This is a genomic window from Nocardioides panacisoli (genome assembly GCF_019448235.1).
GTDB classification, from domain to species: domain Bacteria; phylum Actinomycetota; class Actinomycetes; order Propionibacteriales; family Nocardioidaceae; genus Nocardioides; species Nocardioides panacisoli_A.
Window position 1 is genome coordinate 3,193,717 of the sequence record NZ_CP080409.1, and the last position, 25,995, is coordinate 3,219,711.

Below are 25,995 nucleotides of genomic sequence, written 5' to 3' on the forward strand. Positions count from 1 at the left end.
CCGGTCGGCAGCGCAGGCCGGTGTGGAAGGGTGGCACGCGTGATCCCGGAGGACAACCGGTTCGAGAGCGACCCGGAGCAGGCACTGGACGGTGAGCCGGCCGCCCTCCCCGACGACTGGCAGTTCGCGATCCCCGATGCGGGGAGCCGTGCCGACGTGGCGCAGTTGCTGGCCCTGCTGCGCGCCCACGAGGAGCGGGGCCGTGGCTGGGCATCGTCGGGGGAGGACGACGTGCTGCTCGAGACCGGCGGGGCCGAGGTGCGGGAGAACCTCGTCATCCGCGACGAGCACGGCACCATCCGGGCCTGGGGCACGGTCAACGACCGCGCCGGTGGTCGCATGGTCTACAGCCACGTCGTCGACCGCGAGCTGGCCGCCGGGCCCGCCCGCGCCTGCAGCGAGCTGCTGCTGGAGTGGGCGGAGAGCCAGGCGCGGACCGTGGCCGAGGCCCGGGGCGTGGAGGTCCAGCAGATCGACTGCTCCGTCTTCGCCGACGACACCACCCAGCAGCGCGTGCTCGAGCGCGCCGGGTTCGCCAGGGTCCGCAGCTGGTGGCAGATGACCCGGCCCGTCGAGGCCGGCGAGGTCGACCTGGTCAGCGACCCTGCGGGCTGGGAGGCAGACGGCGTCCGCGTCCGCGTCGTACGCCGCGGCCCCGACGGGCTGCCGGACGTGGAGGACCTGCGCGAGGTGCACGAGGTGCTGGAGAGCGCGTTCGTCGACCACTTCAACTCCCACCGGGAGACGTTCTGGGAGTTCATCCACCGCCTCCGGGAGGAACCGGGCCACGCGTGGGACCACTGGTGGCTCGCTGAGTTGCTCGACGGCGAGGAGCCGGTGCCCGTCGGCACCCTGGTGGGGTCGGTGTCCCACAGCGAGGACGGCCCGGACGGGTCCTACGTGGAGTACCTCGGGGTGCTCTCCGCCGCTCGCGGCCGCGGCGTGGCCAAGGGGCTGCTGCACACCGCGATCGCCGACGCCGCCCAGCGCGGGCGCCCCCGCATCGGTATCGAGGTCGACGCCGACTCCCCGACCGGCGCCCAGGACCTCTACCTCGCCATGGGCTGGCAGACCCGCTACGTCACCGAGTCCTGGCACCGCGACATCGTGGTGGGCGGCGACGCCGGGCGCTGATCATGGTCAGGGCTGCTCGTAGAAGGACTTCTGGCGGTCGCGTTCCCAGAACTCCGACCCGGCCAGGATGCGACTGAACTGCTCGCCGGCATCGCCACGGCCGAACGCCGTCGACGCCGGGTACCGCTTGCTCCACTCCTGATCGAGGAAGGAGCGGATCGCCGAACGCTCGTCCGCCGCCACGTGTGTGATCGAGTCGTCTGTCGCCCGGTTGGTCTGACGCGAGCCCACATCGAGGCTGGGGACCCCGAGGAAGGGGGCCTCCCGGACACCGAGGGAGGAGTTGCCCACGATGGCCGCGGCGTGGCGCATCAGCACCGAGAAGTACGAGAACCGCATCGACGGGATGACCCGGAAGCGCTCCGGAGGCAGGCTCTCGAGACGGGCGAAGATGTGCTCGGAACCGGGGTCATTGTTCGGGCAGATCACCACGAACGAGCGCCCGGACTCCTCCAGGGCGTCGAAGAGGTCGGCGGTCTGCTGGGCGATCGTGTCGGACTCGGAGGTGACCGGATGGAACACCGCGATCCCGTAGTCGGCGAAGTCGATCTCGTAGTGCTTCCGGACCTCCTCGATCCGCACCTCGACGTCGCTGCCGTGGAAATCCAGTTCAGGTGAGCCGATCACGTAGATGTCGTCGGGGTGCTCACCGAGCGCTTGTAGGCGGGATGCGGCGGTATCGGAGCTGACGAAGTGATAGCGGCACAGCTTGGAGTTGCAGTGGCGGTAGATCTCGTCGATCGTGCCGGAGACCTCGCCGCCCTCGACGTGGGCGCACGGGATGTAGCGCATCGCGCACACGAGCGCGATCGCGAGCGCCTCGACGCGGTCGCCGTGGATCACCACGAGGTCGGTGGGGTACTCGGTGACCCAGTCCGCGAAGCCCTGCATGGTCTTGGCCAGGACGGTGTCGTGGGCGTCCCCTGGGCTCTGGTTGACGAACTCGTAGATGTCGCCCGGGGCCTGCCGGCGCACCTCCAGCCGGGTGTCGCCGTACTTGCGGAGCATGTGCATGCCGGTCACGAAGAAGATGGCTTCGTGCCCGTGACGGGCCGCGGCGTTGGCGAGTGGCTGGACCTTGCCGAAGTCCGCGCGGGTGCCGGTGACGAAGGTGATGCGGCGCGCTTCGCCGCTACGGTCCGGGGACTCGTGTGGGGTCATGCGGTCGGCTCGAAGTCGGACCACGTCAACTGCGTGTTCCGGGGAATGGCGCGGGTCGTCCGACGGCCGAGGACCTTGTAGTAGTCGAAGCCGGGGATCTCGCCGGACCCGGGACGTCGTGCCCAGATGTCGGCGCGGTCGACCACGGTGCCGGCCTCGAGGTCTCGATCGGCGACGAGAGATGCTCGCGCGAAGCGGTAGACCGCCTCCTCGTCCGCCGTGCGGTGCTTGTCGTTGTTGGCCGCGATGTGGATCTCACGGCTGAGCGTGATGAGGCGGCGGAGCTCCGGCGGGTCCATCGACGCGGTGATGTCGGGTCCCTGGCGGTAACGACTGTCGGTGAAGTGTCGCTCAACGATGGCGGCACCGAGGGCCACTCCGGCCAGCGCCATCTCCGGTCCGATCGAGTGGTCGGAGAAACCGATCACCGCGTTGGGGAAGGCCTCCCGCAGGTCCGCGATACCGCGCAGCGACACGTTCTGCGGAGGCGAGGGGTAGAGGTTGGTGCATTCCAGGAGTGCGTAGTCGACGCCGCTCTCGTCGAGGATCTTCACCGAGTCCTGCAGCGTGTCGATGGTCTGCATCCCCGTGCTCATGATGATCGGGCGCCCGAAAGCCGCGACGTGCTCGACGAGGGGGAGATTGTTGCACTCGCCGGACCCGATCTTGAAGGCCGGCACGTCGAGCTCGTCGAGGAAGTCGGCCGCCGAGCGGGAGAAGGGCGTCGAGATGTACATCATCCCGAGGTCCTCGGTGTAGGCCTTGAGCTCCTTCTCCTGCTCGCGGTCCAGGGCGCACTCGGCGATGACGTCCCAGATCGACTTGTCCGCGTTGGGAGGGAAGATCTCCTTGGCCTCGTCGGTCATCTCGTCCTCGACGAAATGGGTCTGGTGCTTGACCATCTCGCAGCCCGCGGAATGCGCGGCGGCCACCATTTCCTTGGCGACGTCGAGATCGCCACCGTGATTGATACCGATCTCCGCGATCACCAACGGGGGGTGCTCCGGCCCGACGTCACGATTCCCGATCTTCATTGTTCTGTCCTTCTCCGTGCGTTGAGTACACGTTCGCACTCGTCGAAGTCTGCAGCGTTGTCGATGTCCCACGAGTCTGCCGACGGCATCTCGAATGCACCAATCGAATCGGTGGCGAGACTGCCGCGGTGCCGGAACCATTCTGCAGCAAACACGTAGATCGCCCCGTTGGGTCGATGCACCCGGGGCAGGGACTGCCTGTTCTGGAAGGGGTGTTCGGCAGAACGGAGCGGACGGAAACGGTCGTCCTCGATGGTGCCGTACTTCAGGACGCCCCGGTCGGCCTCGCACACCGACATCACCAACTCCCAGGCGCCGGCCCGGAAGAGGTCGATCGCGCCACGGACTTGGGCCACGCGCCGCAACGGTGAGGTGGGTTGCAGCAGTACGACGTCGACGTCGTCGAACTCGCCGCGGGCCAGGACGTCGCCCAGAACGTCGTCCATGGTCGCCGTGTCACTGGCCAGTGCGTCGGGTCGGTGGTGGAGCACCACGTCCTGACCGTGGTCCGCGGAGAGGACCTCGGGGACGTCGGTGGTGATGACGATCCGAGTCGCACCGGCGTCGCGGGCGTGCTCGACGGCATGACGATAAAGCGGCCGTCCCGCCAGTTCTCGTACGTTCTTGCCTGGCAACCCCTTGGACCCGGCCCTGAGGGGAACGACGGCGACGAAGGGCGCGCCGCCACGGCCTTTCGCCTCCGGGGAATCGAGCATTGCGCGATGCTAGCCTGCAGGCGCGGTGGGCTTGTGAAGCCCCTCCGCGGCACGTTGGCGCAATGGTCGTAGGAAAGTCGTGGTCGGTATCAGGGACATAGTTCGGCGTATCTCCCGCCTCCGGCCCGCCCTTCTCGGGTACTTGGCCCGGCTGCTCGCCGCGACCGCCGCACGCGGCGCCCTCCCGGTGATGGCACCGCTCCTGGGCGCCCTTCGGGCGCTGGGCGGGGAGCCGCGCGTGACGTCCGCCCTGATGGCGGCGGCCGAGGGACGCGCTGCGGCAGGCGATGCCGACGCCGCATGGCGGCTGCTGGACGCGGTTCCGTCCGAGGACCGCCGCGACGCGTCGTGGCGGCGCGTCGCCGGCCCCGTTCTGGTCGATCTGGAGAGGTGGGACGACCTGGCTGCTGCCCTCCCCCCGGTGGAGCTGGCCCTGCAGCTCGCCGCGCTCGGCCGCGTCCAGGACGCCCTGACCGCTTGGCGTCGCGCCACAAGTGACGAGGTGCCGGCCGGCCGCCTCCGCCCGAGGCGCCTGGCCTCGGCGACGGATGAGCTCGTCGCCTCCTTCGATGAGCGGGACGAACGTGAGGCCGGGAGTGTCGTGGTCGACCTCGCACGGCCGGCGTTGGCGCAGCACCGGCCCGACCTGCTCTGGTCCCTCACCCGGACCTGCTTGCGCACCGGTCGCCGTCGTGCTGCCGTCGCCGCGGGGGAGGACCTCGTTCGGGCGGCACCGACCTCGCGTCATCTCGTGGTGCTGGCCAAGGCGCTCCAGCGCGCCCGCCGGTACGACGAGTCGCTGGCCGTCTTCGAGCGCGCATCGCGCCTGGACCCGTCGTCGGTGCCGTTGCACGCCAATCGCGCCGCCCTGCTCAAGGCCACGTACCGCTTCGACGAGGCGATCCTCGCCTACGAGCAGGCGGTCGGACTCTCCGAGCGGCCCGACTTGCTGACCAAGCTGGGGCAGCTCCTCGCCTACGTCGGTCGAGAGGATGAGGCGATGGAGACCTTCGCGCGGAGCCACGCGCTCCGACCCACCGCCACCGCGGTCGACTGGATGGAGCGGCTCAGTCTGCGCCGCGGTGAGTTGGACCCGGCCGACCTGCGCCGACAGGACACCCCCGAGGGTATTTACGACCAGGTCGTCGACCTCATCGACGTCGATGCCAGCCACGTCGCTCGGGACCGACTCGAGGGCTGGCTGCGTCAGGAGACCGTGTCGTGAAGTTCAACCTGCTGGAGGTCTACGACTCGATCGCCGAGATCGAGAGCACCTTCGACGTTGACGCCCTCGAGCTCGACGGCGTCAACGTGTGGATCCCGTTGCGCGGCATGATGCTGATCAAGCCGTTCGTGGACCACCGGGGTCACACCTACCGGGAGGTGCTCGGGGACCAGGCGTTGGTCAAGCCGATGTCGGCGGGGCGGCCGATGCCGGAGCTCGGTCCCGACGAGGTCGACGTAGAGTTCCGCCAGGCCGGCGGCATGACGTGTTTCCGGACGTCCGCCGCCGACGTGCCCGCGGACCTGGATCTGCTGTTCTTCCACGCCTTCCAGGACTACGGGGAATCCGATGGACAGGGCTGCTACAACCGCATCGCCGACAGTGTCCTGGAGCTCTACGGGAAACCCGAGCGGTGCGCCAAGCTGGTACGTGCCACGCCGGACTCCCTGCGTGCCCGGTTCACCCACACCCCGTGGCGCTACGCCCAGGAGATGAACGGCGGCCGGCCGAGCCCGCCGGTCCCCGGCGAGGACCGGCTCTTCGGGGAGCTGGAACACATCGTTGCCCACTGCGAGGAGCGTGGGTTCGCGATCGAGTACCAACCGGAGTACATCCGTCACCGATTGCGCACCATGCTCTGGCAGGCAGAGCAGTTCCAAGGCCTGTTGGAGGAGTGGCGACCGCGGGTGGTGGTCCAGTCCTCCATCGCCAACACCGAGCGGATGGCCATGATCATCGCGGCCCGACGCGCAGGGGTGACCAGCGTCGACGTCGAGCACGGGTTCATGGGCTACCTGTCGGCCTACGGCCGGCTGGGATGCGTGCCGGCCTCGGGGTGGGCGAGTCTGCCCGACTATTTCTGGGTGTGGGGCGAGGAGAGCGCGCGGCTTCTGCGACGCTCGCTGGGCGACGCGGCCGCGGTCCATCGCCCGGTGCTGGGCGGCAAGCCGGAGCAGCAGCTCGCCCCGAGCGAGGTCTCCGTCGCGTCCGGCACCGTTCCCGATGCCCTGCACCGCATGCGTGCCGAAACCAAGCGCGTCGCCCTCTTCTGCTGGCAGCCCGACATGCTGGTGCACGAGGAGGCGGGCAGCCTGCTGCCCTCGGCGCTCGAGGCCGCGATCCGGGCCGACCCGGACACCCTCTGGCTCATCCGGCTGCACCCCCGTTCGCGGCACGTCATCCCGAAGGTCGAACGCCACCTTGCCGGCATCGGCCACGCCAACTTCGAGGTGGACCTGGCGACGAACGAGCCGTTGTCAGCGCTCATTGACTTCTCTGATGCGGTGCTCACGAGCTACTCGACCGTGGCGTTCGAGGCCAACGAACAGCGTCGGCCGGTCATCATCATCGACGAGGTGGGCGAGGCCATGATGGAGGACTACCTCGAGCGCGGCGTCTTCAGTGCCGGAGTCGACGGGCCGTCACTGATCGCCGCGCTCGACGCCTGCATCGGACGTCCGGTGGAACACAGCGACTACATCAGTCGCGACCCGGAGTGCCATCGCGATGCGTTCCGCACAGTCCTCGGCGAGTACTGACCGGGCTCACCGGCCGGCGAGCCGGCGCCACCAGGACGGTGCCGGCTGTTGCTCGAGGTCAGCCTGCTGTCTCTGGTCGAGCTCCTTGCGAAGCCGTTCGATCCGCTTGTCCCGCCGGTCGAGCTTGGTGTACTGCGCGCCGAGGTAGCGACAGGTCTGCGCGAGTGCTGCCACCGTCAGCGGGTCGAACGATGGCTCGGCCGCCGGCGTATCCGGTGCGTCGGGTGGTGCCCCGGCCGGTCGCAGCTCTGACTCCTCGCCGATCAGGTGGACACCCAGTTCGTCGATGGTGGAGATCGTGGTGTCGGCCAGGTCGACCGCCCACGGCCGGTGGCGCTCGGGGAAGGAGATCCGGGCACCACCGGAACGGGCCTGGACGGATGCCACCATGTCGTTGCGGATGACGCGGTAGCCCGGACGGGGCCAGTTCACCTCGCCGCCGAGCTCGACGACGACCTGGCGGAGGAGCTCGGTCTGGTCGTGGTCCAGGCTGGTGTTGGAGTTGCCGTCGGGCAGATCCACCTCCACGTCCTCGGCGTCGACCGCCCGGGCGAACCGACGCCAGAGCGTGTCGCGGGGCAACGAGCTGTCCGGGACCGACACCACGGTGATCCGGTCCGCCGGGACGTGGCGCGCCCACCGGCGGAGCAGCGTCGGCAGGTGCTGCTGGACGTTCCAGCTGTCCACCTGGCCGTCTGCCACGAGCGCGGCGTAGTCACCCAGCGGGGGTGGGCAGTCGGGGAAGTCGGGACGGCCCGCCTGCTTGACGGTCTGTTGCCACAGGCTGGTCAGCTGGCGCGCGGGGTCCCGTGCGGTGATGACGACGTGCACCGCCGTGTCGGGCACCGACTGCAGGAGGCGTTCGATGCGGTCGTCGGGCAGGTAGGACAACAGCTCCTGGCTCACGATGGTGTCGCGGTCGGTGCTCTCCACGGTCCGCGCGAGCTCCAACCACCGCTCGAGCGCTCGCGGGTTCCCGTCATTGGCGCTCCCCATCAGGCCGGCGGACGCCGACTTCTGGGCGGCCGCCTTGTCGAGTGGGAGCACGAGTCCGGCGTCGACCATTGCTGCCCGGTTCGACCACAGCGCCTGCTGAACGTAGGTCGTCCCGGACTTCGGAGGACCGATGTGGAGGTGGAGGCGGCCGGCCATGCTCGGGAGCCTACTGCGTGTATGGGTCCCCGGGACCCGACGGCTAGAGTGCGACCATGTTCGCCGATCTCAACGACACGAGACGGCTCGATCGCCAGCTTTCCCGGCTGGATTCGATGGCCTACGTCGACCGCGACGTCGCCGCCTTCATCAACAACCCGCAGTCGATGCTGTTGTTGACCATCCCGAAGTGCGGCACGACGTGGCTCCGCTATCTGCTGATCAACTATTCGCTCCAGGTCGCTGACCCGGGAGCCGATCGTGCGGACTACGCCGCGCTGTCGCGCTACTCGGTGGAGCGCAGCTTCATCCGGCGGGGGACCAACCCGGTGCCGGAGACGATGGGGGATCTGCGGCCCGGACTCGGCGTGGACTACCTGCTCGTCCAACACCTCCAGCGCGGCCGGGCCATGGGCGGTCGGCTGATGGTCGACGTCATGGAGCACGGCGGGCCCAAGCTCTGCGCGTCCCGCAACGTCCTGGACTTCCTCGTCTCCTGCTACTACTACTTCTTCGAGTACCGCGACGCGAACCGCGGCAAGGCCTCGCACCCACGCGACTTGATCGACGTCTACGTCCGCTACTGGGCGCTGAACCACCGCTACCTCACCGAGCGCGTGATCCCGGGCGGGGGTGCCGCGATGGTCGACTACGACGACCTGATGCGCGACACCGCGGGCACGCTCGCCGTCGCGCTGGACGCGATCGACGTCGTCCCGGACACCGATGCACTGACGCGTGCGGTCGAGCGATCCACCGCAGAGAACGCCGCCGAGGACGAGCAGCAGCAGGGCCGCACTCTCGAGGCCGACCTCGACCGCGGGTCGTTCGTCCGCAGCGGCGCGGTGGGCCAGTGGCGCGAGTATTTCGACGACGACGACGTCGCCGCAGTCGAGCGCGTGCTGTCCGACTCCGGAGTCGATCCCGAGGTGACGATCGGACCGCTGCGCTGAGCCGGGCGCCGGCCAGCGGATCGGTCAGTGCTCTCCTCGTCGCAGCGCCATTGCCTCGGGGGCGACGCCGGCGTGGTCCAGGCCGGGTACGTCCACCCGCACCGTGCCGTCGGGGAGTGGGACGCGGGGGAGCGGTCCCTCGTGGGTGGCGCGGTAGCGGCGTACCAGTGCGGCGTCGTCGCGACGCCCCTGCTCGACCAGCCAACCGGTGAGCCGGTCGACGGGCAGCATGGTGGAGTGGACCAGCGAGCGATCCTCGCCCCAGAACTCGCGAACGCCCGCGACGAGCAGGTCCCACCACTCGTCGTCGGCCTCGGGGATCAGCCGGAAGTAGCGCCACAGGTCGCCAGGCAGCACCCGGTCGAGGAACGCCTGCGTCATCTCCGGTGATCCCATGCCGGCCACCGTGGCCAGCGACATCCGCTTGGTCGTCCACCGGTCCCGCAGGTCCTCGACGCTGGCGCGCTGCTGGCTGATCGACGTGCCGTCCTCGCGCTGGCGCCAGTGGTAGACCACCTCGGGCACGATCCCGATGCGCTCGGCCGCCACGAAGGCCTCGGTCGTGGTGGGCTGGTCCTCGTACCGGATCCGCTCGGGCCACCGCAGCCCGGCGCGGTCCCAGAACTCGCGGCGGTAGAGCTTGTTCCACGCGAAGACGTCGCCGAGGAGCTCCGGACGCTCCGCGATGCGCAGCCAGCGCCGGTCGGCGTCGTGCAGGCGCTGCGACCACCCGAGCGTGCGCACCTCGTCGCCCACCAGTCGCGCCACGTCACCGGTGACCAGGTCGGCACGTGTGCGCCGCCCCTGCGCCAGCAGCCGCTCGTACGCCGTCGGCGGGACCACGTCGTCGGAGTCGGCGAAGGTGATCCACTCCCCACGGACGTGCCGCAGGCCCTCGTTGCGTGCCCCGCCCAGCCCGCGGTTGTCGATGTGGAGGACGCGCACGCGCTCGTCGCGGGCGGCGTACTGCTCGGCGATCTCGCCGGAGTCGTCCGGCGACCCGTCGTCGACCACGACGACGTCGAGGTCGCGGTGGGTCTGGGCGAGCAGGCTGTCCAGGCAGGCGGGCAGGTAGGCGGCGACGTCGTACGCGGGGACGACGACACCGATCTGGGGGGCGGAGCGGCGCCGGGACAGCCAGGACACACGAGGAACCGTAGCCGGACGATAGGGTGAGATCCCGTGAGCGCCATTCCCCACAGCCCGGATCGCCGTGTCGTTTTCGTCGCCGGCGCCGGCCGCAGTGGCACCAGCAGCATGTCGGGCCTCCTGCGGATCCTGGGGATGCACGTGCCGCAGCCGGAGATCGTCGCCGACGAGACCAACCCGAAGGGCTTCGGCGAGCCGTCGTGGGTGGTCGAGACCCACGACCGCATGCTTGGCCTCGCCGGCGTGCAGGTGTCGGACTCCCGTCCGCAGGCCTGGGACCTCGCCCGCGAGGTCGCCGAGCGTGACGTCGAGCAGCAGCGCGCCGCGGCGTGGCTCGCCGAGCACCTGGCCGACCATCCCGCGCTGGTCGTCAAGGACCCGCGGCTGAGCTGGTTCCTCCCCATGTGGCGGTCCGCGGCCCAACGCAACGACGCGACGCTGGGCTTCGTCACCATGCTGCGGCCGCCGGCCGAAGTCGTCGGCAGCAAGCGCAAGTACTACAACGCGCTCAACAGCCCCTCCCACCTGGCCGCCTCCTGGGTCAACATGTTGCTCCACACCGAGCACGAGACCCGGTCCGCCGGCGGCGGACGCGCTTTCGTGCGCTACGCCGACCTGCTCCAGGACTGGCGCGGCACCGCGGCGCACGTCAACTCCTCACTCGGCGTGGCGCTGAGCGAGGACCCCGACCGTGTCGCGGAGGCCGATTCCTTCATCGACCCCGCGCTGCGTCGTGTGACCCCCGACCTGGCCGAGCTCGGCCTCGCCCCGCCGCTGCACGACCTGGTGATGGACACCTGGAATGAGCTGGCCGCGCTGGGCCAACCGGGTGGCGACACCCCGGACGCGCAGGCGCGACTGGACGAGCTGCGCGAGACCTACGCCGGGCTCTACCAGGCCGCCGAGGACATGAGCACCTCCTCGCGCATCGCGGCACGGCGCGAGGTCCGTCGCGAGATGCGTCAGAAGTTCAAGGCCGAGCGCGACCGCGTGGACTACGAGCCGATCCCGGGCAACCGCCGCCGGGTCGACCTGATCCCGCACGAGGTGCGCGCGCTGGTGCCCGCCGGGGTGCGTCGCGGCGTACGCCGCGCCCTGCGCCGGCCCCGCTGACCCGGCCGTCAGTCAGGACAGGCCGAGCTTGCGCGCGATGCGCTCGGCGAACTCCGCCGCCGGCAGGTGGCCGTGGGCGACCTGCCACGTGGGCCAGTGGGAGACGTCCATGCCCGACAGGTGGGTGAACTCCTCGAGGTCCCGGGCATAGGAGTCCACGAGCTGCCGCACGTGGTCGGCGGTCGGCGGAGGGCCTGACTGCTCGGTCGAGGACCGGTGCCCGTGGCGGGGCTCCGGGTGGGACTCGAACCGTGGCAGGTCGAGGTGGTCGGTGACCCGATCCAGCACGCGGTGTGGCGCCCGGGCCACGTCCTGGAAGTCCAACAGAAGCCACTGCTCACGGGGAAAGAGCGACAGCCCCCGCCTGAGCTGTTGCCCGTAGAGCCCGCGGGTGTATTGCTGCTCCCGACGGAACTGCGCCTGGGGACGGTCCGCCGGAACCTCCAGCGGAAGTCGAGCCGATGCGAACTGCTCGATGGTTTCCGGCACCGACGGGTAGCGCTTGCGCGCTCGCTCCATCGCCCACTGGGACATGGCCCGCTCGATCGGATCCCGGACCACGACGATGAGCCGCATGTCGGGGCGGTAGCGCTGCATGCGCTCCATCGCACGCGGCCAGAAGAAGTAGATGGGGGTTGCGTCACCCGCACTGCGGTGCTGGGGCCGCATGGCCGGTCGCCGGTAAGTGTCATAGGCCGGGTCGCTCCAGTCGTGGTCCTCACGGTCGAAGAAGTGCATCTCCTTCTCCGGGCCGCGGGTGACGAGCCGGTGGGCGCTGACCAAGCGGTAGAGCGTGCTCGTCGCTGCCTTCTGCACCCCGGCGATGGCCCACGTGATCGGCAGGCTCGGTCCATCGGCGAGCATGTCGACTCGCCGCCGTTGGCGCCGGAGCTGTCGCTGGCTGCGCTGGCTGGTGTGTCTCACGGTGCTTTCTCGCTGCGGCGGAGGCCGGCGGCACACTCGCGGAGGTGTCGCCCTCGGTGGACCGAGGCTACCGGTGTGACCCGTCCCACGCTCCCGGGGCGTTCCGTCCCGCCGCGGCGCGGCGTACCGTTGTCAGCGACGACTCACACCAGAGCACACGTCCGGTACCCACACCGGCCCGCACCCGCGGGTGGTCGGCGGGACTGGAACGAAAGGTTCTTCGATGAGCACACCTGAGGCACGCCTGCGCATCGGCCTGGTCGGCGCCGGCAAGGTCGGTTCCGTCCTCGCGGCCCGGTTGCAGCGCGCCGGCGACCCCTTCGAGGTGGTCGCCGCGTCCGGCGAGTCCGACGCCTCCCGCGACCGCGCCGCTGACCTGCTGCCCGGCGTACCGCTCGACAAGCCCAGCGCCGTGGCGCGCGGTTGCGACGTGCTGCTGCTGACCGTGCCCGACGACATGCTCGCCAACGTCGTCCGCGTGCTCGCCGACAGCGGCGCCCTCCGCGAGGGCCAGTACGTCGTCCACACCTCCGGGCGCCACGGCCTGGCGCCGCTCGCCCCGGCCGCCGCCCTCGGGGCGCGGGTGGTCGCGCTGCACCCGGCGATGACCTTCACCGGCACCGCGGTCGACCTCGACCGCCTGAGCGGCTGCGTCTTCGGCCTCACCGCCGGTGATGCCGAGCGCGACTTCGCCGAGCGCCTGGTCGCCGCCCTCGGTGGCCGCGCCATGTGGGTGCCCGAGGAGATGCGCACGCTCTACCACGCGGGTCTGGCGCACGGCGCCAACCACCTCGTGACGCTGGTCAGCGAGGCGATGGGCATGCTCGCCGCCGCCGGCGTGGCCGAGCCCGGCAACACGCTGCGCCCCCTGCTGCAGGCAGCGCTGGACAACACCCTCGAGCACGGCGACGCGACCCTGACCGGTCCGATCGTGCGCGGTGACGTGCAGACCGTCGCCGCCCACCTGGAGGACATCGCGGTCAACGCGCCCGACGCGCTGCCCACCTACGTCGCGCTCGCCCGCGCCACCCTCGACCGCGCCGTCACCGACGGGCGGGTGCTGCCGATCCGCGCCGCGACCATCGCCGCGCTGCTGGACGGTCTCGCTGGCCGGGCCGCGCGCACCACCGGTCGTGTCGAGACCCCCGCGGCCGCCGAGACGCCGGAGGCGCCGTGAGTACGGCGGTCCACACCCCCACGGTCGCGGCCACGCGCGCCGAACTCGCCGCAGTGCTGGAGCAGCGCGACGGCGACGTCGTCCTGGTGCCCACGATGGGCGCCCTCCACGAGGGCCACGCCAGCCTCGTCCGCCGCGCCCGTGAGCGCGCCGGGACCGACGGCTCGGTCGTGGTCTCGATCTTCGTCAACCCGCTGCAGTTCGGGCCCGGTGAGGACCTGGACCGTTACCCCCGCACCTTCGACGCCGACCTGGACGTCTGTGGCCGCGAGGGCGCCGACGTGGTGTTCGCGCCGGCGGTGGACGAGGTCTACCCCGACGGCGTACCGACCGCTGACGCCACCGACCGCGTCACCGTGGACCCCGGCTCGCTCGCCTCCCAGCTCGAGGGCGCGATCCGTCCCGGCCACTTCCGCGGCGTCCTCACCGTGGTCGCCAAGCTCTTCGGCCTGGTGCGGCCCGACGCGGCGATCTTCGGCGAGAAGGACTACCAGCAGTTGGTGCTGATCCGGCGCCTGGTCGCCGACCTGTGCTACTCCGGCCGCCGCGGGCCGCTGGAGATCATCGGCGCTCCGACCGACCGCGAGTCCGACGGCCTCGCCCGGTCCAGCCGCAACCGCTACCTCGACGACGAGGAGCGCTTCCGGGCCGCCGCCCTCAGCCGGGTGCTGTACGCCGCCCGGACCGACGCCGAGTACGGCCCGACCGCTGCGCTCACTGCCGCCCGCGCCGAGTTGCGCAGCGCGACCGGCGTCGACCTGGATTACCTCGAGATCCGCGCCGCGGACCTCTCCGAACTCCCCGCCGAGGTGCCGCCCGGCACCCGGGCCCGCGCTCTCATCGCTGCCCGGGTCGGCGGGATCCGACTCATCGACAACGTGGCACTCACCCTCGGGGTGCCGGCAACCGGAGGAGACAACTGATGTTGCGCACCATGATGAAGAGCAAGATCCATCGCGCCACGGTGACGCAGGCCGACCTGCACTACGTCGGCTCCGTCACCGTCGACGCCGACCTCCTCGAGGCGGCCGACCTTCTCGAGGGCGAGCTCGTCCACATCGTCGACATCACCAACGGCGCCCGGCTGGAGACCTACACCATCGCCGGCGAGCGCGGCAGCGGCGTCATCGGCATCAACGGCGCCGCCGCGCGCCTCGTGCACCCCGGTGACCTGGTGATCCTCATCGGCTACGGCCAGATGACCACCGAGGAGGCACAGGAGTTCCAGCCCCACGTGGTGTTCGTCGACGCCGACAACAAGGTGATGGCGACCGGCTTCGACCCGGCCGAGACCTTCGGGGACCCCTCGCTCACCCGCGGCGACGTCACCGCGGGCCACTGAGCGCCCGCCACGGGGCACCCATGGATCCCACGTCCGCGAGTCCGAGCGTCACCCGTGCGCTCCCGGGCCGGCTCGCGGCCCCCGAGCCCGGGTGGACCACCCGGGCCGACGTGGTCATCATCGGTTCCGGCATCGCGGGCCTGACCGCTGCGCTGCGACTGCGGCACCGGGTCGAGAAGATCATGGTGATCACCAAGGACAAGCTGTCCGCCGGCTCGACGCGGTGGGCGCAGGGCGGCATCGCGGCCGCGCTGGGCCCCGAGGACTCGCCCGACCAGCACCTGCGCGACACCCTGGTCGCGGGTGCCGGTGGCTGCGACCGGGACGCCGTACGTGCCCTGGTCACCGAGGGCCCGGAAGCCGTGCGTGAGCTCATCGCGCTCGGTGCGGAGTTCGACAAGACGCCCGCGGGCGAGCTGTCGTTGACCCGCGAGGGCGGGCACCACCGCGACCGGATCGCCCATGCCGGCGGCGACGCCACCGGTGCCGAGATCCAGCGCGCCCTCAAGGCCGCCGTCAAGGCCGCCCCCGACATCGAGGTCATCAAGCACGCCCTCGCCGTCGACCTGCTGCACGCCGAGGACGGCGGCGTCGCCGGCGTCACCGTCCACGTCATGGGTGAGGGGCAGCGCGACGGCGTCGGTGCGGTGCGCTGCCGTGCCGTCGTGCTCGCCGCCGGCGGGCTGGGACAGGTCTTCAGCCAGACCACCAACCCGCCCGTCTCGACCGGCGACGGCATGGCCCTGGCGCTGCGCGCCGGCGCCACGCTGCGCGACCTGGAGTTCGTGCAGTTCCACCCGACGGTGATGTACCTCGGCCCCGACTCCCGCGGGCAGCAGCCGCTGATCTCCGAGGCGGTCCGCGGCGAGGGAGCATTCCTCGTCGACGACGCCGGTGACCGGATCATGGTCGGCGTCCACGAGCTCGCCGACCTCGCCCCGCGCGACGTGGTCGCCAAGACGATCATGAAGCGGATGCTCGCCACCGGCCGGCCGCACGTGTGGCTCGATGCGCGCCACCTCGGCGGGGCGTTCTGGGAGGAGCGCTTCCCCACCATCCTGGCCACCGCCCGCGCCCACGGCGTCGACCCCGTCACCGAGCTGATCCCGGTCGCCCCTGCCTGCCACTACGCCTCCGGCGGCGTCGCGACCGACCTCCACGGCCGTTCCGACCTGCCCGGGCTCTACGCCACCGGCGAGGTCGCCTGCTCCGGCGTGCACGGCGCCAACCGGCTCGCCTCCAACTCGTTGCTGGAGGGGCTGGTCTTCTCCCGGCGCATCGCCGAGGTGTTGCCGGATGAGCTGCGACCCTGGGGGGACCCGGTCACCGACGACCGCGTCCCCGGCCTGGTCGCTGGCGCCGCCCGCGCCGAGATGCAGGAGACGATGACCTCCCTCGTCGGCGTGCTGCGCACCGCCGACGGGATGACCGAGGCGCTGGCACGGCTGGACAAGCTCGCCGGCCAGGGCAGCGAGGTCGTGGACCAGGAGTCCTGGGAGACCACGAACCTGGTGATGCTCTCGACGGCCATGGCCGAGGCGGCGTCGCTCCGCGAGGAGACCCGCGGCTCGCACTGGCGGGAGGACTTCCCGCAGCGCGACGACGACCGCTGGGCCGGCCACTTCGACGTCACCCGCAGCGACGGCGAGACGACCGTGGGCTTCACGCCCGCCCCACAGACCGACCCCACGGTGGAGGAGCTGTCATGAACCCGGTGGCGACGGCGTACGACGACCTGCCCGGGCCGCTCCTGGCCGAGCTGGCCGACGCCGGACTGGACCCGCGGTCGACCTACGACCTGGTCGCGGCAGCCCTCGTGGAGGACGTGCCGTCCGAGGACGTGACCAGCGCGGCGACGATCACCTCCGAGGCGCCGGTGGTCGGCGACTTCAACGTCAGGGAGCCCGGGGTCGTGGCCGGGCTCGCCATCGCCGAGCTGACCTTCCGGATGGTCCTCGGTCCGCAGGTGCAGGTCGGGCACCGCACCCCCGACGGCACGATCGTCACCCCGGGCGACGCCGTGCTCACCGTGACCGGCCCGGCCCGTGGCCTGCTGACCGCCGAGCGCGTCGCGCTCAACATCGCCTGCCACCTGTCGGGCATCGCGACCCACACCCAGCTGTGGGTCACCGCCCTGGCGGGCACCGGCGCCCGCGTGCTCGACACCCGCAAGACCCTGCCGGGCCTCCGCGCGCTGCAGAAGTACGCCGTCACCTGCGGCGGCGGCCTCAACCACCGGTTCAGCCTCTCCGACCGCGCCATGGTCAAGGACAACCACGTGATCGCTGCCGGCGGCGTGGTCGCGGCGTACGAGCGGGTGCGGGCGGCGTACCCCGACCTGCGGGTGGAGGTGGAGGTCACCGACCTCGACCAGCTCTCCGCCCTGCTGGATGCGGGCTGTGAGGAGATCCTGCTCGACAACATGGACACCGCCACCATGGCCGAGGCCGTCCGGATCACCGCCGGCCGCGCGACACTGGAGGCCTCGGGCGGGCTGACGCTGACCAGCGCGCGGGAGGTGGCCGGCACCGGGGTCGACTTCATCTCCGTCGGCGCGTTGACCCATTCGGTGACCGTCTTCGACATCGGCCTGGACCTGCGCGAGGAAAGCGCGGTGTCGCCGTGAGCCTGCTCGCCGTGGACATCGGCAATGCCCACACGGTGATCGGCCTGGTCCGTGGGGGCGAGGTCATCGCGCACTGGCGGGTCGCCACGGTCGAGAACCGCACCCGGGACGAATGGGCCGTGCTGCTGCGGGGCCTGCTGGAGGACCGTGCCGCGGAGGTGTCGGGAATCGCGGTGTGCGCCACCGTCCCGACGGTGCTCCACCAGTGGCGCGAGATGCTGGCGGCGCATTTCGACCACCTGCCGCAGGTAATCGTCGAACCCGGCGTCCGGACCGGAATTCCCATCCAGGTCGACAATCCCCGAGAAGTCGGCACCGACCGGATCATCAACGCCCTGGCGGCGTCCCGACTCGTCGGTGGTCCCGCCGTGGTCGTCGACTTCGGTGGCACGGCGACGACCTTCGACGTGGTCGACGACCGGGGCAGCTACGTCGGCGGCGTGATCTCGCCGGGGATCGAGATCTCGCTGCAGGCGCTGGAACGCCGCGGTGCGCAGCTGCGCATGGTCGAGCTGGCCCGTCCCCGCAGCGTCATCGGGAAGAACACCGTCGAGGCCCTGCAGTCGGGCATGGTCTTCGGCGTCGCGAGCCAGGTCGAGGGCCTGGTGGCGCGCATCGTGCGGACCCTGGAAATGCCCGAGGAGAACGTCAGGGTCGTCGCGACCGGCTATCTCGCCGAACTCGTCGTCGACGAATGCGAGTGTTTCACCGACCACCTGCCGTGGCTCACGCTGCGGGGGCTGGAAATGGTCTTCGAGCGCAATTCCCGCACGTGATTCCCCGCGATTTCCTCCGGTATTCGGAATTGGCTTTCCTGTCGAGTTGATCGCGCTCCCTTCGTGCCCTAGGTTTCTGTTTGTTCATATCCACCTGGGGGGACTGGGAAGGAGCTGGACGTGGCCCAGAAGGTCAACATCGTCCTGATCGACGACATCGACGACACCGATGCGAGTGAAACGGTCCGTTTCGGACTCGACGGGTCGAATTACGAGATCGACCTCAACGACAAGAACGCCAAGAAGCTGCGCGAGGCCCTCGCGCCCTACGTCGCCGCCGGCCGCAAGGTGGCCGCCGGCAAGCGCAGCCGGGGGGCCGCGAAGGGTGGCGGCTCGAGCACGCCCGCCAGCCAGATCCGCGACTGGGCCCGCGACCAGGGCTACGAGGTGCCTGACCGCGGCCGCATCCCCGCCGACATCCGGTCGGCGTACGACGCCGCTCACTGAGCCGTTCCCTCCGGCGGGCTCGACCGGTCGGTCGGGCCCACCGGAGTGGTTGTTCGCTCTCAGCGCACTGATCCTCGCCGCGAACCGGGAACGCGTAGGGTGGTCGGACAGTTGGACTACCAGAAGTTGCGGTAGTCGCAGCCACACATGGCTTGAGGAGATGCGCACATGTTCGAGCGGTTCACCGACCGAGCTCGTCGGGTGGTCGTGCTGGCCCAAGAAGAGGCCCGCATGCTGTCCCACAACTACATCGGCACCGAGCACATCCTGCTCGGCCTGATCCACGAGGGGGAGGGCGTCGCCGCCAAGGCGCTGGAGTCCCTCGACATCTCGCTGGAGGCCGTGCGTGCCCAGGTCGAGGAGATCATCGGCCAGGGCCAGCAGGCGCCCTCGGGCCACATCCCGTTCACCCCGCGCGCCAAGAAGGTGCTGGAGCTCTCGCTGCGCGAGGCCCTGCAGCTCGGCCACTCCTACATCGGCACCGAGCACATCCTGCTCGGCCTGATCCGCGAGGGCGAGGGCGTCGCCGCCCAGGTGCTGCAGAAGCTCGGTGCGGACCTCAACCGCGTCCGCCAGCAGGTCATCCAGCTGCTCTCGGGCTTCCAGGGCAAGGAGTCCGGTTCGCAGGCCGCCACCTCCGGTGCGCCCGGCGGCGAGGCGCCGTCCTCCTCGCTGGTGCTGGACCAGTTCGGTCGCAACCTGACCCAGGACGCCCGCGAGGGCAAGCTCGACCCGGTCATCGGCCGGTCGCAGGAGATCGAGCGGGTCATGCAGGTGCTCTCGCGCCGCACCAAGAACAACCCGGTCCTCATCGGTGAGCCCGGCGTGGGCAAGACCACCGTGGTGGAGGGCCTCGCGGCCGACATCGTCAAGGGCGACGTGCCCGAGACGCTGAAGGACAAGCAGATCTACACCCTCGACCTGGGTGCCCTGGTCGCGGGCAGCCGCTACCGCGGTGACTTCGAGGAGCGCCTGAAGAAGGTGCTCAAGGAGATCAAGACCCGCGGCGACATCGTGCTGTTCATCGACGAGATCCACACCCTCGTCGGCGCCGGCGCGGCCGAGGGAGCGATCGACGCCGCCAGCATCCTCAAGCCGATGCTGGCCCGCGGCGAGCTGCAGACCATCGGTGCCACGACGCTGGACGAGTACCGCAAGCACCTGGAGAAGGACGCCGCGCTCGAGCGCCGCTTCCAGCCCATCCAGGTCGCGGAGCCGTCCATCGCCCACACCATCGAGATGCTCAAGGGCCTGCGCGACCGGTACGAAGCGCACCACCGGGTGACCATCACCGACGAGGCGCTGGTCTCCGCAGCCACGCTGGCCGACCGCTACATCTCCGACCGCTACCTGCCGGACAAGGCGATCGACCTGATCGACGAGGCGGGCTCGCGGATGCGGATCCGGCGCATGACGGCCCCGGCCGACCTGCGCGAGTACGACGACAAGATCGCCGAGGTCCGCGAGCGCAAGGAGGCCGCGATCGACGGTCAGGACTTCGAGGTCGCCGCCAACCTCCGCGACGAGGAGAAGCAGCTCATCCTCGCCAAGTCCGAGCGTGAGAAGCAGTGGCGCGCCGGCGACATGGACGAGGTCGCCGAGGTCGACGAGGAGCTGATCGCCGAGGTCCTGGCCGTGGCGACCGGCATCCCGATCGTGAAGCTCTCCGAGGAGGAGTCCACGCGACTTCTCAAGATGGAGGACGAGCTCCACAAGCGCGTCATCGGCCAGGAGGAGGCCGTCCGTGCGCTCAGCCGGGCGATCCGGCGTACGCGTGCCGGCCTGAAGGACCCGAAGCGGCCGGGCGGATCGTTCATCTTCGCCGGGCCCTCCGGTGTCGGCAAGACGTGGCTGTCCAAGTCGCTCGCGGAGTTCCTCTTCGGCGACGAGGACGCGCTGATCCAGCTCGACATGTCCGAGTACGGCGAGAAGCACACCGTCTCGCGGCTGTTCGGTTCGCCCCCGGGCTACGTCGGCTACGAGGAGGGCGGCCAGCTCACCGAGAAGGTGCGCCGCAAGCCGTTCTCCGTGGTGCTCTTCGACGAGGTCGAGAAGGCCCACCCCGACATCTTCAACTCGCTGTTGCAGATCTTGGAGGAGGGGCGCCTCACCGACTCGCAGGGTCGGGTCGTCGACTTCAAGAACTGCGTCATCATCATGACCACCAACCTCGGCACGCGCGACATCGCCAAGGGCGTCAACCTCGGCTTCCAGCAGGCCGGTGACGCCAAGGGCTCTTATGAGAAGATGAAGGGCAAGGTGTCGGAGGAGCTCAAGCAGCACTTCCGCCCCGAGTTCCTCAACCGTGTCGACGAGGTCATCGTGTTCCCGCCGCTGAGCCAGGAGCAGATCATCTCGATGGTGGACAACATGGTCGGCGCCGTCGAGGAGCGACTGCGCGACCGCGACATGAAGATCGAGCTCACCCAGGCCGCGAAGAACACGCTCGCCGAGCGTGGCTTCGACCCGGTCCTCGGTGCCCGTCCGCTGCGCCGCACGGTCCAGCGCGACATCGAGGACGTCCTGGCCGAGAAGATGCTCTACGGCGAGGTCGGACCGGGCCAGATCGTGCTCGTCGACGTCGAGGGCGAGGGTCCGAACACGACCTTCACCTTCGAGGGGCAGCGGATGGGCGACCTGCCCGACATGCCCCCGCTGGAGACGACGGCCTCGGAGTCGGACAGCTCCGGTGAGGAGTCGGGCGGCTCCGACGAGTCCTCGGAGGGCTAGTAGCACGTGACCGGGGGGTTGGTCTGCACGGTCAGCACCGTCAAGGACACGCTGCCGCGGGTGCAGCGGTTCGTGGCGGGCAATCTCGCTGGCGGTGTGGACCACCTCTTCGTCCTGCTGGACGGGGCCGGTCCCGACGTCCGCGCCTGGTGTGACGACCACCCGCACGTCACGTGCATCCGCACCGACCAGGCCTGGTGGCAGGGGTCGCGTCCCAAGCAGCTCAACGAGCGGCAGCGGATCAACGCCAACGCGGTCCAGGCCGCGCTGCGCGAGGTCGGCTGCGCGGACTGGCTCTTCCACATCGACGGCGACGAGGTCGCCCAGATCGACCGCGACCGGCTGGCGGGCGCCCCGCCCACCACGCCGGCCGCCCGGCTGGGCGTCCTCGAGTCCGTCGCCCAGGCGCAGTGGGACGGCTGGCCGACCTGGTTCAAGCGCCCGCTGACCGAGGACGAGCTGTCCCTCGTCGCCACCCTGGGCATCATCGACGCGCCGCGCCAGGGGGCGTACTTCCACGGGCACGCCGAGGGCAAGACCGGCGTACGTCCCGGCGCCGGGGCGTGGCTGACGCTGCACGACCCGATCGACGAGGAGGCGCGCGGCGTCGACACCTGGGTCGACCCGTCGTTGCGTGTCCTCCACTACGAGTCCTACTCCGGCGAGGAGTTCGTCCGGAAGTGGATGGCCCTCATCGACGCCGGCCCGGCCCTGCGGCTGCGGCCGGGACGCCAGGGCACCCAGGGTGCGGTCCGCGCGCTGCGTGACCTCGCGCTGCCGCCGGAGGTCACCGAGCGGTACCTGCTGCGGATCTTCGAGGAGACCACCGCCGACGACTTCGACGCCCTGCAGGAGCTCGGCCTGCTCGTCGAGGCCGACCCCGACCGCGGCACCCACCAGCCGGCGGCCCTCGACGGCGCCACCCGCAGCGCGCTCGACCGGGCCGTCGTGGCGGTCACCGCGGAGCCGAAGTCCTCCTTCCGCCCGCCGGCCAAGCGACCGATCGACCGCGACGGCGAGCCGCACGCGACCGACAGGCCGCTGGCCAAGGCGATGCGTCGCCTCCGCCCACGCTGACGGCGTAGGCCGCCCGCCTCATCCGCGCGGGGGAGGCGAGGTTCCGTCCTGCGACCGATGTGCGCGGCGGCCGGGTGCGGAACGATGGCGCCATGATCAAGGTCGAGGGACTCACCAAGCGGTACGGCCAGTTCACGGCCGTGGACGATGTCAGCTTCACGTGTCGGCCGGGCCGCATCACCGGCTTCCTGGGACCCAACGGGGCCGGGAAGACCACGACGATGCGGATCATGGTGGGCCTGACGGCACCCTCGGCGGGCTCGGTGACCATCGGTGGTCACGACTACGCCGCCATCCCCAACCCGGGCCAGCACGTCGGCGTCCTGCTCGATGCCTCGGCCCAGCACGCGGGGCGGACGGGGCGGGAGGTGCTCTCGCTCGGTGCCCGGATGGTGGGCGCGCCCCAGTCGCGGGTCGACGACATGCTGGCGATGGTCTCGCTCAGTGATGCCGAGGCGAGCCGGCGGTTGCGCAACTACTCGCTCGGGATGCGGCAGCGACTCGGCATCGCGAGTGCGCTGCTGGGTGACCCGGAGGTCCTCATCCTCGACGAGCCCGCCAACGGCCTCGACCCGGCGGGCATCCGCTGGATGCGCGGCCTGCTGAAGGACTTCGCGGACCGGGGCGGCACGGTGCTGCTCTCCAGTCACCTCCTCAACGAGGTGGAGCTCATCGCCGACGAGATGATCCTGATCGGGCGCGGGCGGATCGTGGCGCAGGGCGACAAGCGCGCCCTGCTGGACGGCACCCGGCACGACGTCACGCTCGCGACCGCGGTCGACAACGACGCGCTGGCCGCAGCAGCGCAGCGGCGGGGCTGGTCGGCCGACGTCGCCGGTGAGGGCGTGCGGATCGGTGCGGCCCCGACCGAGGTCGGCAGGCTGGCCGTGGATGAGCGCATCGTGCTCTCCGACCTGCGGTCGGGGGCATCCGGGCTGGAGGACCTCTTCCTCGACCTGACCGCCGACGCCCAGCGCGAGGGCAACCTCGCCGGGGCGACCACCGAAGGAGGGACTGGACTGTGAGCGACGGAGTCGAGCGAGGAACGAGCGAGCGACCGAGCTCACCGGAAGGTGCTGTGAGCGACGGAGTCGAGCGAGGAACGAGCGAGCGACCGAGCTCACCGGAAGGTGCTGTGAGCGACGGAGTCGAGCGAGGGACGAGCGAGTTGCGGATCGACGTCTCGGGGACGCGACCGGTGCCGTTCGGGCGCATCGTCGCCGTCGAGTGGCGCAAGATGACCGACACCCGTGCCGGCTTCTGGCTGCTGGCCGTCAGCGGAGCCCTCCTGGTGCTCGCGCTCGGCATCACGCTGCTGGTTGCCGCGGTCGACGACACGGTGCGGCTCTCGGCGTCGGGCATCTCGGAGATCATGGTGATCCCGGTGTCGCTGCTGGTGCCGGTCTTCGCCATCCTGACCGTCACGAGCGAGTGGAGCCAACGCACCCACCTGGAGACCTTCACCCGGGAGCCGCAGCGGATGCGGGTGATCTGGGCCAAGCTGCTGGCGGTGGGTGCGCTCGCGGTGCTGACCATCGTGGCCGCCGTACTGCTCGGTGCCGTGGGGAACCTGCTCTACGGCGCGATCACGGGCAACGAGGTGGTGTGGAACCTCGAGGTGTCGACGCTGCTGTGGACCGTCGTGGTGCAGGTGCTGTTCTTCCTGATGGGCTTCGGGTTCGGCATGCTGGTGCTCAACACCGCGGGTGCCGTCGCGATCTTCTACGTGATCGGGTTCCTGCTGCCGTTCATGGTCTACTCCACGCTGTTCTTCCTCTTCGACTGGGCACGCGACGTCCTGCCCTGGGTCGACATGACGACGGCGAGCATGCCGATCGTGTCCGGCGAGGACTACGCCGGTCAGGCGGTGGACGTGGGGGGTCTGGAGTACGTCCAGTTCGGGTTCACCGCCGTCCTCTACGTCCTCGTGCCGATCGTGATCGGTGCCTGGCGCGTGCTGCGGGCCGAGGTGAAGTAGCGCTCCCGCCACCGACCGTCAGGGGAGCGCGTAGCGGCCCTCGGCGGTCCGGACCGCGAGCCCGTCGGCCAGCAGCGAGGCCAGACACCGCGCGCGCTGGTCCCGGTCGTCCCACGCGGCGTCGAGGTCGGCGGCGGTCACCGAGCCCTCGGCGTCGCGCAGCACGGCGAGCAGCCGCCCCCGGCACTGGCGGTCCGTGCCCGCCCATGCCTGCACGGGCCGCGGCGGACCGTCGTACGCCGGCCGGCCGGCGGCCACCCAGGCGCACTGGTCGGCGACCGGGCAGGCCCCGCAGCGGGGGCGTTCGGCCGTGCAGACCAGGGCACCGAGCTCCATCACGGCCACCGACCAGGTCGCCGCGGTCGGTTCGTCCTCGGGCAGCACCTCGGCAGCCAGGTCGCGCTCGGCGCGGCGCACCGAGCGGGCCGGGAACTGCTCGCCCTGCACGGTCCGCGCCAGGACCCGGCGCACGTTGGTGTCGAGCACGACGTGGCGGCGGCCGAACGCGAAGGTCGCGATGGCGGCGGCGGTGTAGTCGCCCACGCCCGGCAGGGCACGGAGCTCGTCGTAGGTGGCCGGCACCGCTCCCTCGTGCTGCTCGGTGATCGCGACCGCGCTCGCGTGCAACCGCAGCGCGCGCCGGGGATACCCCAGTCGGCCCCAGGCGCGGACCGCCTCGCCGGAGGCCTCCGCGGCCAGGTCGCCCGGCGTCGGCCAGCGGTCCAGCCACGCCTCGTGCACCGGGAGGACGCGCGACACCGGGGTCTGCTGCAGCATGAACTCCGAGACCATCACCGACCAGGGCGTGGCCGACGGCTGCCGCCACGGCAGGTCGCGGGCGTGGACGTCGTACCACGCCACGATCGGTGCCACCAGACGCTTGGACATCACGCAGATTCTCCCCGACGTCCCTGGTCCGAGTGCCCCCGGTGTGGCACCCGCATCGAGCGTGACCGGCTGACTACGGTGGCGCCATGCCCGCGATGACTCGAGGCCCGCTGCCGCCGGGGGTCTACTGGCGCCGCCGCCTCTTCGTGGGACTGCTGGCGCTGAGCATCGTCTTCGTCATCGCGACCGCACTCGGGCTGGGCAGCGACGGGTCGTCCGACGACGCCCCGGTCGCGCAGCAGGCGGGCGCCGAGGCGACCCACACCGTGACCCTGCCGCCCGAGGGCGGCGCCACGACGGCTCCGACCACCAGCACTCCGACGGCGAAGGCCACGAAGGGCAAGAAGAACAAGCGGGCCGAGCCCGAGCTCGCCGCCCCGTCGGGCAACTGCGCCGCCGGGGACGTCCGCGTCACGCCGGTCACCGAGAGGGCCGTCGCCGGCCGCCCGATCGAGCTGACGTTGAGCTTGCAGACCCGCACCGACCCCGCCTGCCACTGGCGCGTGGGCAAGCAGCGGCTCGCCGTCCGCGTCAGCGGCGACGGCGGCGAGGTCTGGTCGACCCGTCACTGCCAGCAGGCGATCCCGTCCCAGCAGGTCGTGCTGCGCCGCGAGGTCGCCACCGAGTTGACCATCACCTGGGACGCCCGCCGGTCCTCGCCCGGCTGCCCCGACGCCACCGAGTGGGTCCTGCCCGGCGAGTACGTCGTCACCGCTGCCGCACTGGGCGGGGAGCCGCGCGAGCAGGCGCTCCGCCTCGTCGCGCCGCAGGCGGGGAGTGCGGCCCCGGACCTGCCGGCCGAGGTCAAGACCGGCAACGCGCTCGACCGGATCAAGCAGCGCAACGAGTAGTGGC

24 protein-coding genes are annotated in these 25,995 nt (G+C 70.9%); 17 read left to right on the plus strand and 7 right to left on the minus strand.

From position 1 onward, the window contains the following. Positions 1–39: 39 nt before the first annotated feature. Entirely contained in the window at positions 40–1,134 is a 1,095-nt protein-coding gene (locus KUV85_RS15585; protein ID WP_219960802.1) for a GNAT family N-acetyltransferase, read from the plus strand. Between the two features lie 6 nt (positions 1,135–1,140). On the opposite strand, the gene neuC is transcribed toward KUV85_RS15585, so the two are convergent. Genes neuC through KUV85_RS15600 form a run of 3 tightly spaced genes read right to left on the minus strand, consistent with a single transcriptional unit; the run spans position 1,141 to position 4,045 of the window. Then, positions 1,141–2,295 (minus strand): UDP-N-acetylglucosamine 2-epimerase, encoded by a 1,155-nt coding sequence (gene neuC / locus KUV85_RS15590; protein WP_219960803.1) that lies wholly within the window; start codon positions 2,293–2,295, stop codon positions 1,141–1,143. After that, positions 2,292–3,329 (minus strand): N-acetylneuraminate synthase family protein, encoded by a 1,038-nt coding sequence (locus tag KUV85_RS15595; protein ID WP_219960804.1) that lies wholly within the window; start codon positions 3,327–3,329, stop codon positions 2,292–2,294. The genes neuC and KUV85_RS15595 overlap by 4 nt, the downstream gene beginning before the upstream one ends. Further along, positions 3,326–4,045 (minus strand): cytidylyltransferase domain-containing protein, encoded by a 720-nt coding sequence (locus KUV85_RS15600; RefSeq protein ID WP_219960805.1) that lies wholly within the window; start codon positions 4,043–4,045, stop codon positions 3,326–3,328. Before KUV85_RS15600 ends, KUV85_RS15595 begins: the two co-directional genes overlap by 4 nt. A gap of 238 nt (positions 4,046–4,283) precedes the next feature. Between KUV85_RS15600 and KUV85_RS15605 the strand changes: the two genes are divergently transcribed. Continuing rightward, on the plus strand, positions 4,284–5,270 hold the full coding sequence (locus KUV85_RS15605; RefSeq protein ID WP_219960806.1) for a hypothetical protein: 987 nt from the start codon (positions 4,284–4,286) through the stop codon (positions 5,268–5,270). Further along, positions 5,267–6,808, plus strand: a complete 1,542-nt coding sequence (locus KUV85_RS15610; RefSeq protein ID WP_219960807.1) for a hypothetical protein — start codon at positions 5,267–5,269, stop codon at positions 6,806–6,808. Before KUV85_RS15605 ends, KUV85_RS15610 begins: the two co-directional genes overlap by 4 nt. A 6-nt stretch (positions 6,809–6,814) precedes the next feature. Here the strand turns inward: KUV85_RS15610 and KUV85_RS15615 are convergent, their stop codons facing one another. After that, positions 6,815–7,960, minus strand: a complete 1,146-nt coding sequence (locus KUV85_RS15615) for a hypothetical protein (protein ID WP_219960808.1) — start codon at positions 7,958–7,960, stop codon at positions 6,815–6,817. 56 nt (positions 7,961–8,016) lie between these two features. Between KUV85_RS15615 and KUV85_RS15620 the strand changes: the two genes are divergently transcribed. Next, a complete protein-coding gene (locus KUV85_RS15620; RefSeq protein WP_219960809.1) occupies positions 8,017–8,913 on the plus strand; it encodes a sulfotransferase domain-containing protein in 897 nt (298 codons plus the stop codon). Between the two features lie 24 nt (positions 8,914–8,937). Here KUV85_RS15620 and KUV85_RS15625 read toward each other — a convergent pair whose 3' ends face one another. After that, positions 8,938–10,059, minus strand: coding sequence for a glycosyltransferase family 2 protein (locus KUV85_RS15625; RefSeq protein WP_219960810.1), 1,122 nt, complete (start codon positions 10,057–10,059; stop codon positions 8,938–8,940). A gap of 36 nt (positions 10,060–10,095) precedes the next feature. Between KUV85_RS15625 and KUV85_RS15630 the strand changes: the two genes are divergently transcribed. Next, positions 10,096–11,175 (plus strand): sulfotransferase family protein, encoded by a 1,080-nt coding sequence (locus KUV85_RS15630; RefSeq protein ID WP_219960811.1) that lies wholly within the window; start codon positions 10,096–10,098, stop codon positions 11,173–11,175. A gap of 12 nt (positions 11,176–11,187) precedes the next feature. Here KUV85_RS15630 and KUV85_RS15635 read toward each other — a convergent pair whose 3' ends face one another. Next, entirely contained in the window at positions 11,188–12,099 is a 912-nt protein-coding gene (locus tag KUV85_RS15635) for a sulfotransferase domain-containing protein (RefSeq protein WP_219960812.1), read from the minus strand. Positions 12,100–12,322: 223 nt separating this feature from the next. Between KUV85_RS15635 and KUV85_RS15640 the strand changes: the two genes are divergently transcribed. The 11 genes from KUV85_RS15640 to KUV85_RS15690 all read left to right on the plus strand — a co-directional run bounded on the left by KUV85_RS15640 (position 12,323) and on the right by KUV85_RS15690 (position 24,252). Next, on the plus strand, positions 12,323–13,276 hold the full coding sequence (locus KUV85_RS15640) for a Rossmann-like and DUF2520 domain-containing protein (protein WP_219960813.1): 954 nt from the start codon (positions 12,323–12,325) through the stop codon (positions 13,274–13,276). Continuing rightward, positions 13,273–14,199, plus strand: a complete 927-nt coding sequence (panC, locus tag KUV85_RS15645; protein ID WP_219960814.1) for a pantoate--beta-alanine ligase — start codon at positions 13,273–13,275, stop codon at positions 14,197–14,199. Before KUV85_RS15640 ends, panC begins: the two co-directional genes overlap by 4 nt. Beyond that, on the plus strand, positions 14,199–14,618 hold the full coding sequence (gene panD, locus KUV85_RS15650; RefSeq protein WP_219960815.1) for an aspartate 1-decarboxylase: 420 nt from the start codon (positions 14,199–14,201) through the stop codon (positions 14,616–14,618). The genes panC and panD overlap by 1 nt, the downstream gene beginning before the upstream one ends. 20 nt (positions 14,619–14,638) lie before the next feature. Beyond that, complete coding sequence (locus tag KUV85_RS15655) at positions 14,639–16,327, plus strand: L-aspartate oxidase (RefSeq protein ID WP_219960816.1); 1,689 nt, start codon at positions 14,639–14,641, stop codon at positions 16,325–16,327. Beyond that, positions 16,324–17,244, plus strand: a complete 921-nt coding sequence (gene nadC, locus KUV85_RS15660; RefSeq protein ID WP_219960817.1) for a carboxylating nicotinate-nucleotide diphosphorylase — start codon at positions 16,324–16,326, stop codon at positions 17,242–17,244. Before KUV85_RS15655 ends, nadC begins: the two co-directional genes overlap by 4 nt. Then, positions 17,241–18,020, plus strand: a complete 780-nt coding sequence (locus KUV85_RS15665; protein WP_219960818.1) for a type III pantothenate kinase — start codon at positions 17,241–17,243, stop codon at positions 18,018–18,020. Before nadC ends, KUV85_RS15665 begins: the two co-directional genes overlap by 4 nt. A 120-nt stretch (positions 18,021–18,140) precedes the next feature. Further along, positions 18,141–18,467, plus strand: a complete 327-nt coding sequence (locus tag KUV85_RS15670; RefSeq protein WP_219960819.1) for a histone-like nucleoid-structuring protein Lsr2 — start codon at positions 18,141–18,143, stop codon at positions 18,465–18,467. A 168-nt stretch (positions 18,468–18,635) separates the two neighbouring features. Next, on the plus strand, positions 18,636–21,197 hold the full coding sequence (locus tag KUV85_RS15675) for an ATP-dependent Clp protease ATP-binding subunit (protein ID WP_219960820.1): 2,562 nt from the start codon (positions 18,636–18,638) through the stop codon (positions 21,195–21,197). A gap of 6 nt (positions 21,198–21,203) precedes the next feature. Continuing rightward, on the plus strand, positions 21,204–22,274 hold the full coding sequence (locus KUV85_RS15680) for a glycosyltransferase family 2 protein (RefSeq protein ID WP_219960821.1): 1,071 nt from the start codon (positions 21,204–21,206) through the stop codon (positions 22,272–22,274). Between the two features lie 92 nt (positions 22,275–22,366). Next, complete coding sequence (locus KUV85_RS15685; protein WP_219960822.1) at positions 22,367–23,299, plus strand: ABC transporter ATP-binding protein; 933 nt, start codon at positions 22,367–22,369, stop codon at positions 23,297–23,299. A 110-nt stretch (positions 23,300–23,409) separates the two neighbouring features. Continuing rightward, on the plus strand, positions 23,410–24,252 hold the full coding sequence (locus KUV85_RS15690; RefSeq protein ID WP_219960823.1) for a hypothetical protein: 843 nt from the start codon (positions 23,410–23,412) through the stop codon (positions 24,250–24,252). An 18-nt stretch (positions 24,253–24,270) separates the two neighbouring features. On the opposite strand, the gene KUV85_RS15695 is transcribed toward KUV85_RS15690, so the two are convergent. After that, entirely contained in the window at positions 24,271–25,140 is an 870-nt protein-coding gene (locus KUV85_RS15695) for an A/G-specific adenine glycosylase (RefSeq protein WP_219960824.1), read from the minus strand. 86 nt (positions 25,141–25,226) lie between these two features. On the opposite strand from KUV85_RS15695, the gene KUV85_RS15700 reads away from it, so the two are divergent. Then, the gene (locus KUV85_RS15700; RefSeq protein WP_219960825.1) at positions 25,227–25,991 is read left to right on the plus strand and encodes a hypothetical protein; all 765 of its coding nucleotides are present in this window, start codon (positions 25,227–25,229) and stop codon (positions 25,989–25,991) included. Positions 25,992–25,995: the final 4 nt, after the last annotated feature.

Coding starts and splice junctions, on each gene's coding strand:
- KUV85_RS15620 (WP_219960809.1), top strand. CDS start 8,017: ATGTTCGCCGATCTCAACGACACGAGACGGCTCGATCGCCAGCTTTCC.
- KUV85_RS15600 (WP_219960805.1), bottom strand. CDS start 4,045: ATGCTCGATTCCCCGGAGGCGAAAGGCCGTGGCGGCGCGCCCTTCGTC.
- KUV85_RS15655 (WP_219960816.1), top strand. CDS start 14,639: ATGGATCCCACGTCCGCGAGTCCGAGCGTCACCCGTGCGCTCCCGGGC.
- KUV85_RS15675 (WP_219960820.1), top strand. CDS start 18,636: ATGTTCGAGCGGTTCACCGACCGAGCTCGTCGGGTGGTCGTGCTGGCC.
- nadC (WP_219960817.1), top strand. CDS start 16,324: ATGAACCCGGTGGCGACGGCGTACGACGACCTGCCCGGGCCGCTCCTG.
- KUV85_RS15640 (WP_219960813.1), top strand. CDS start 12,323: ATGAGCACACCTGAGGCACGCCTGCGCATCGGCCTGGTCGGCGCCGGC.
- panD (WP_219960815.1), top strand. CDS start 14,199: ATGTTGCGCACCATGATGAAGAGCAAGATCCATCGCGCCACGGTGACG.
- KUV85_RS15615 (WP_219960808.1), bottom strand. CDS start 7,960: ATGGCCGGCCGCCTCCACCTCCACATCGGTCCTCCGAAGTCCGGGACG.
- neuC (WP_219960803.1), bottom strand. CDS start 2,295: ATGACCCCACACGAGTCCCCGGACCGTAGCGGCGAAGCGCGCCGCATC.
- KUV85_RS15700 (WP_219960825.1), top strand. CDS start 25,227: ATGCCCGCGATGACTCGAGGCCCGCTGCCGCCGGGGGTCTACTGGCGC.
- KUV85_RS15695 (WP_219960824.1), bottom strand. CDS start 25,140: ATGTCCAAGCGTCTGGTGGCACCGATCGTGGCGTGGTACGACGTCCAC.
- KUV85_RS15685 (WP_219960822.1), top strand. CDS start 22,367: ATGATCAAGGTCGAGGGACTCACCAAGCGGTACGGCCAGTTCACGGCC.
- KUV85_RS15595 (WP_219960804.1), bottom strand. CDS start 3,329: ATGAAGATCGGGAATCGTGACGTCGGGCCGGAGCACCCCCCGTTGGTG.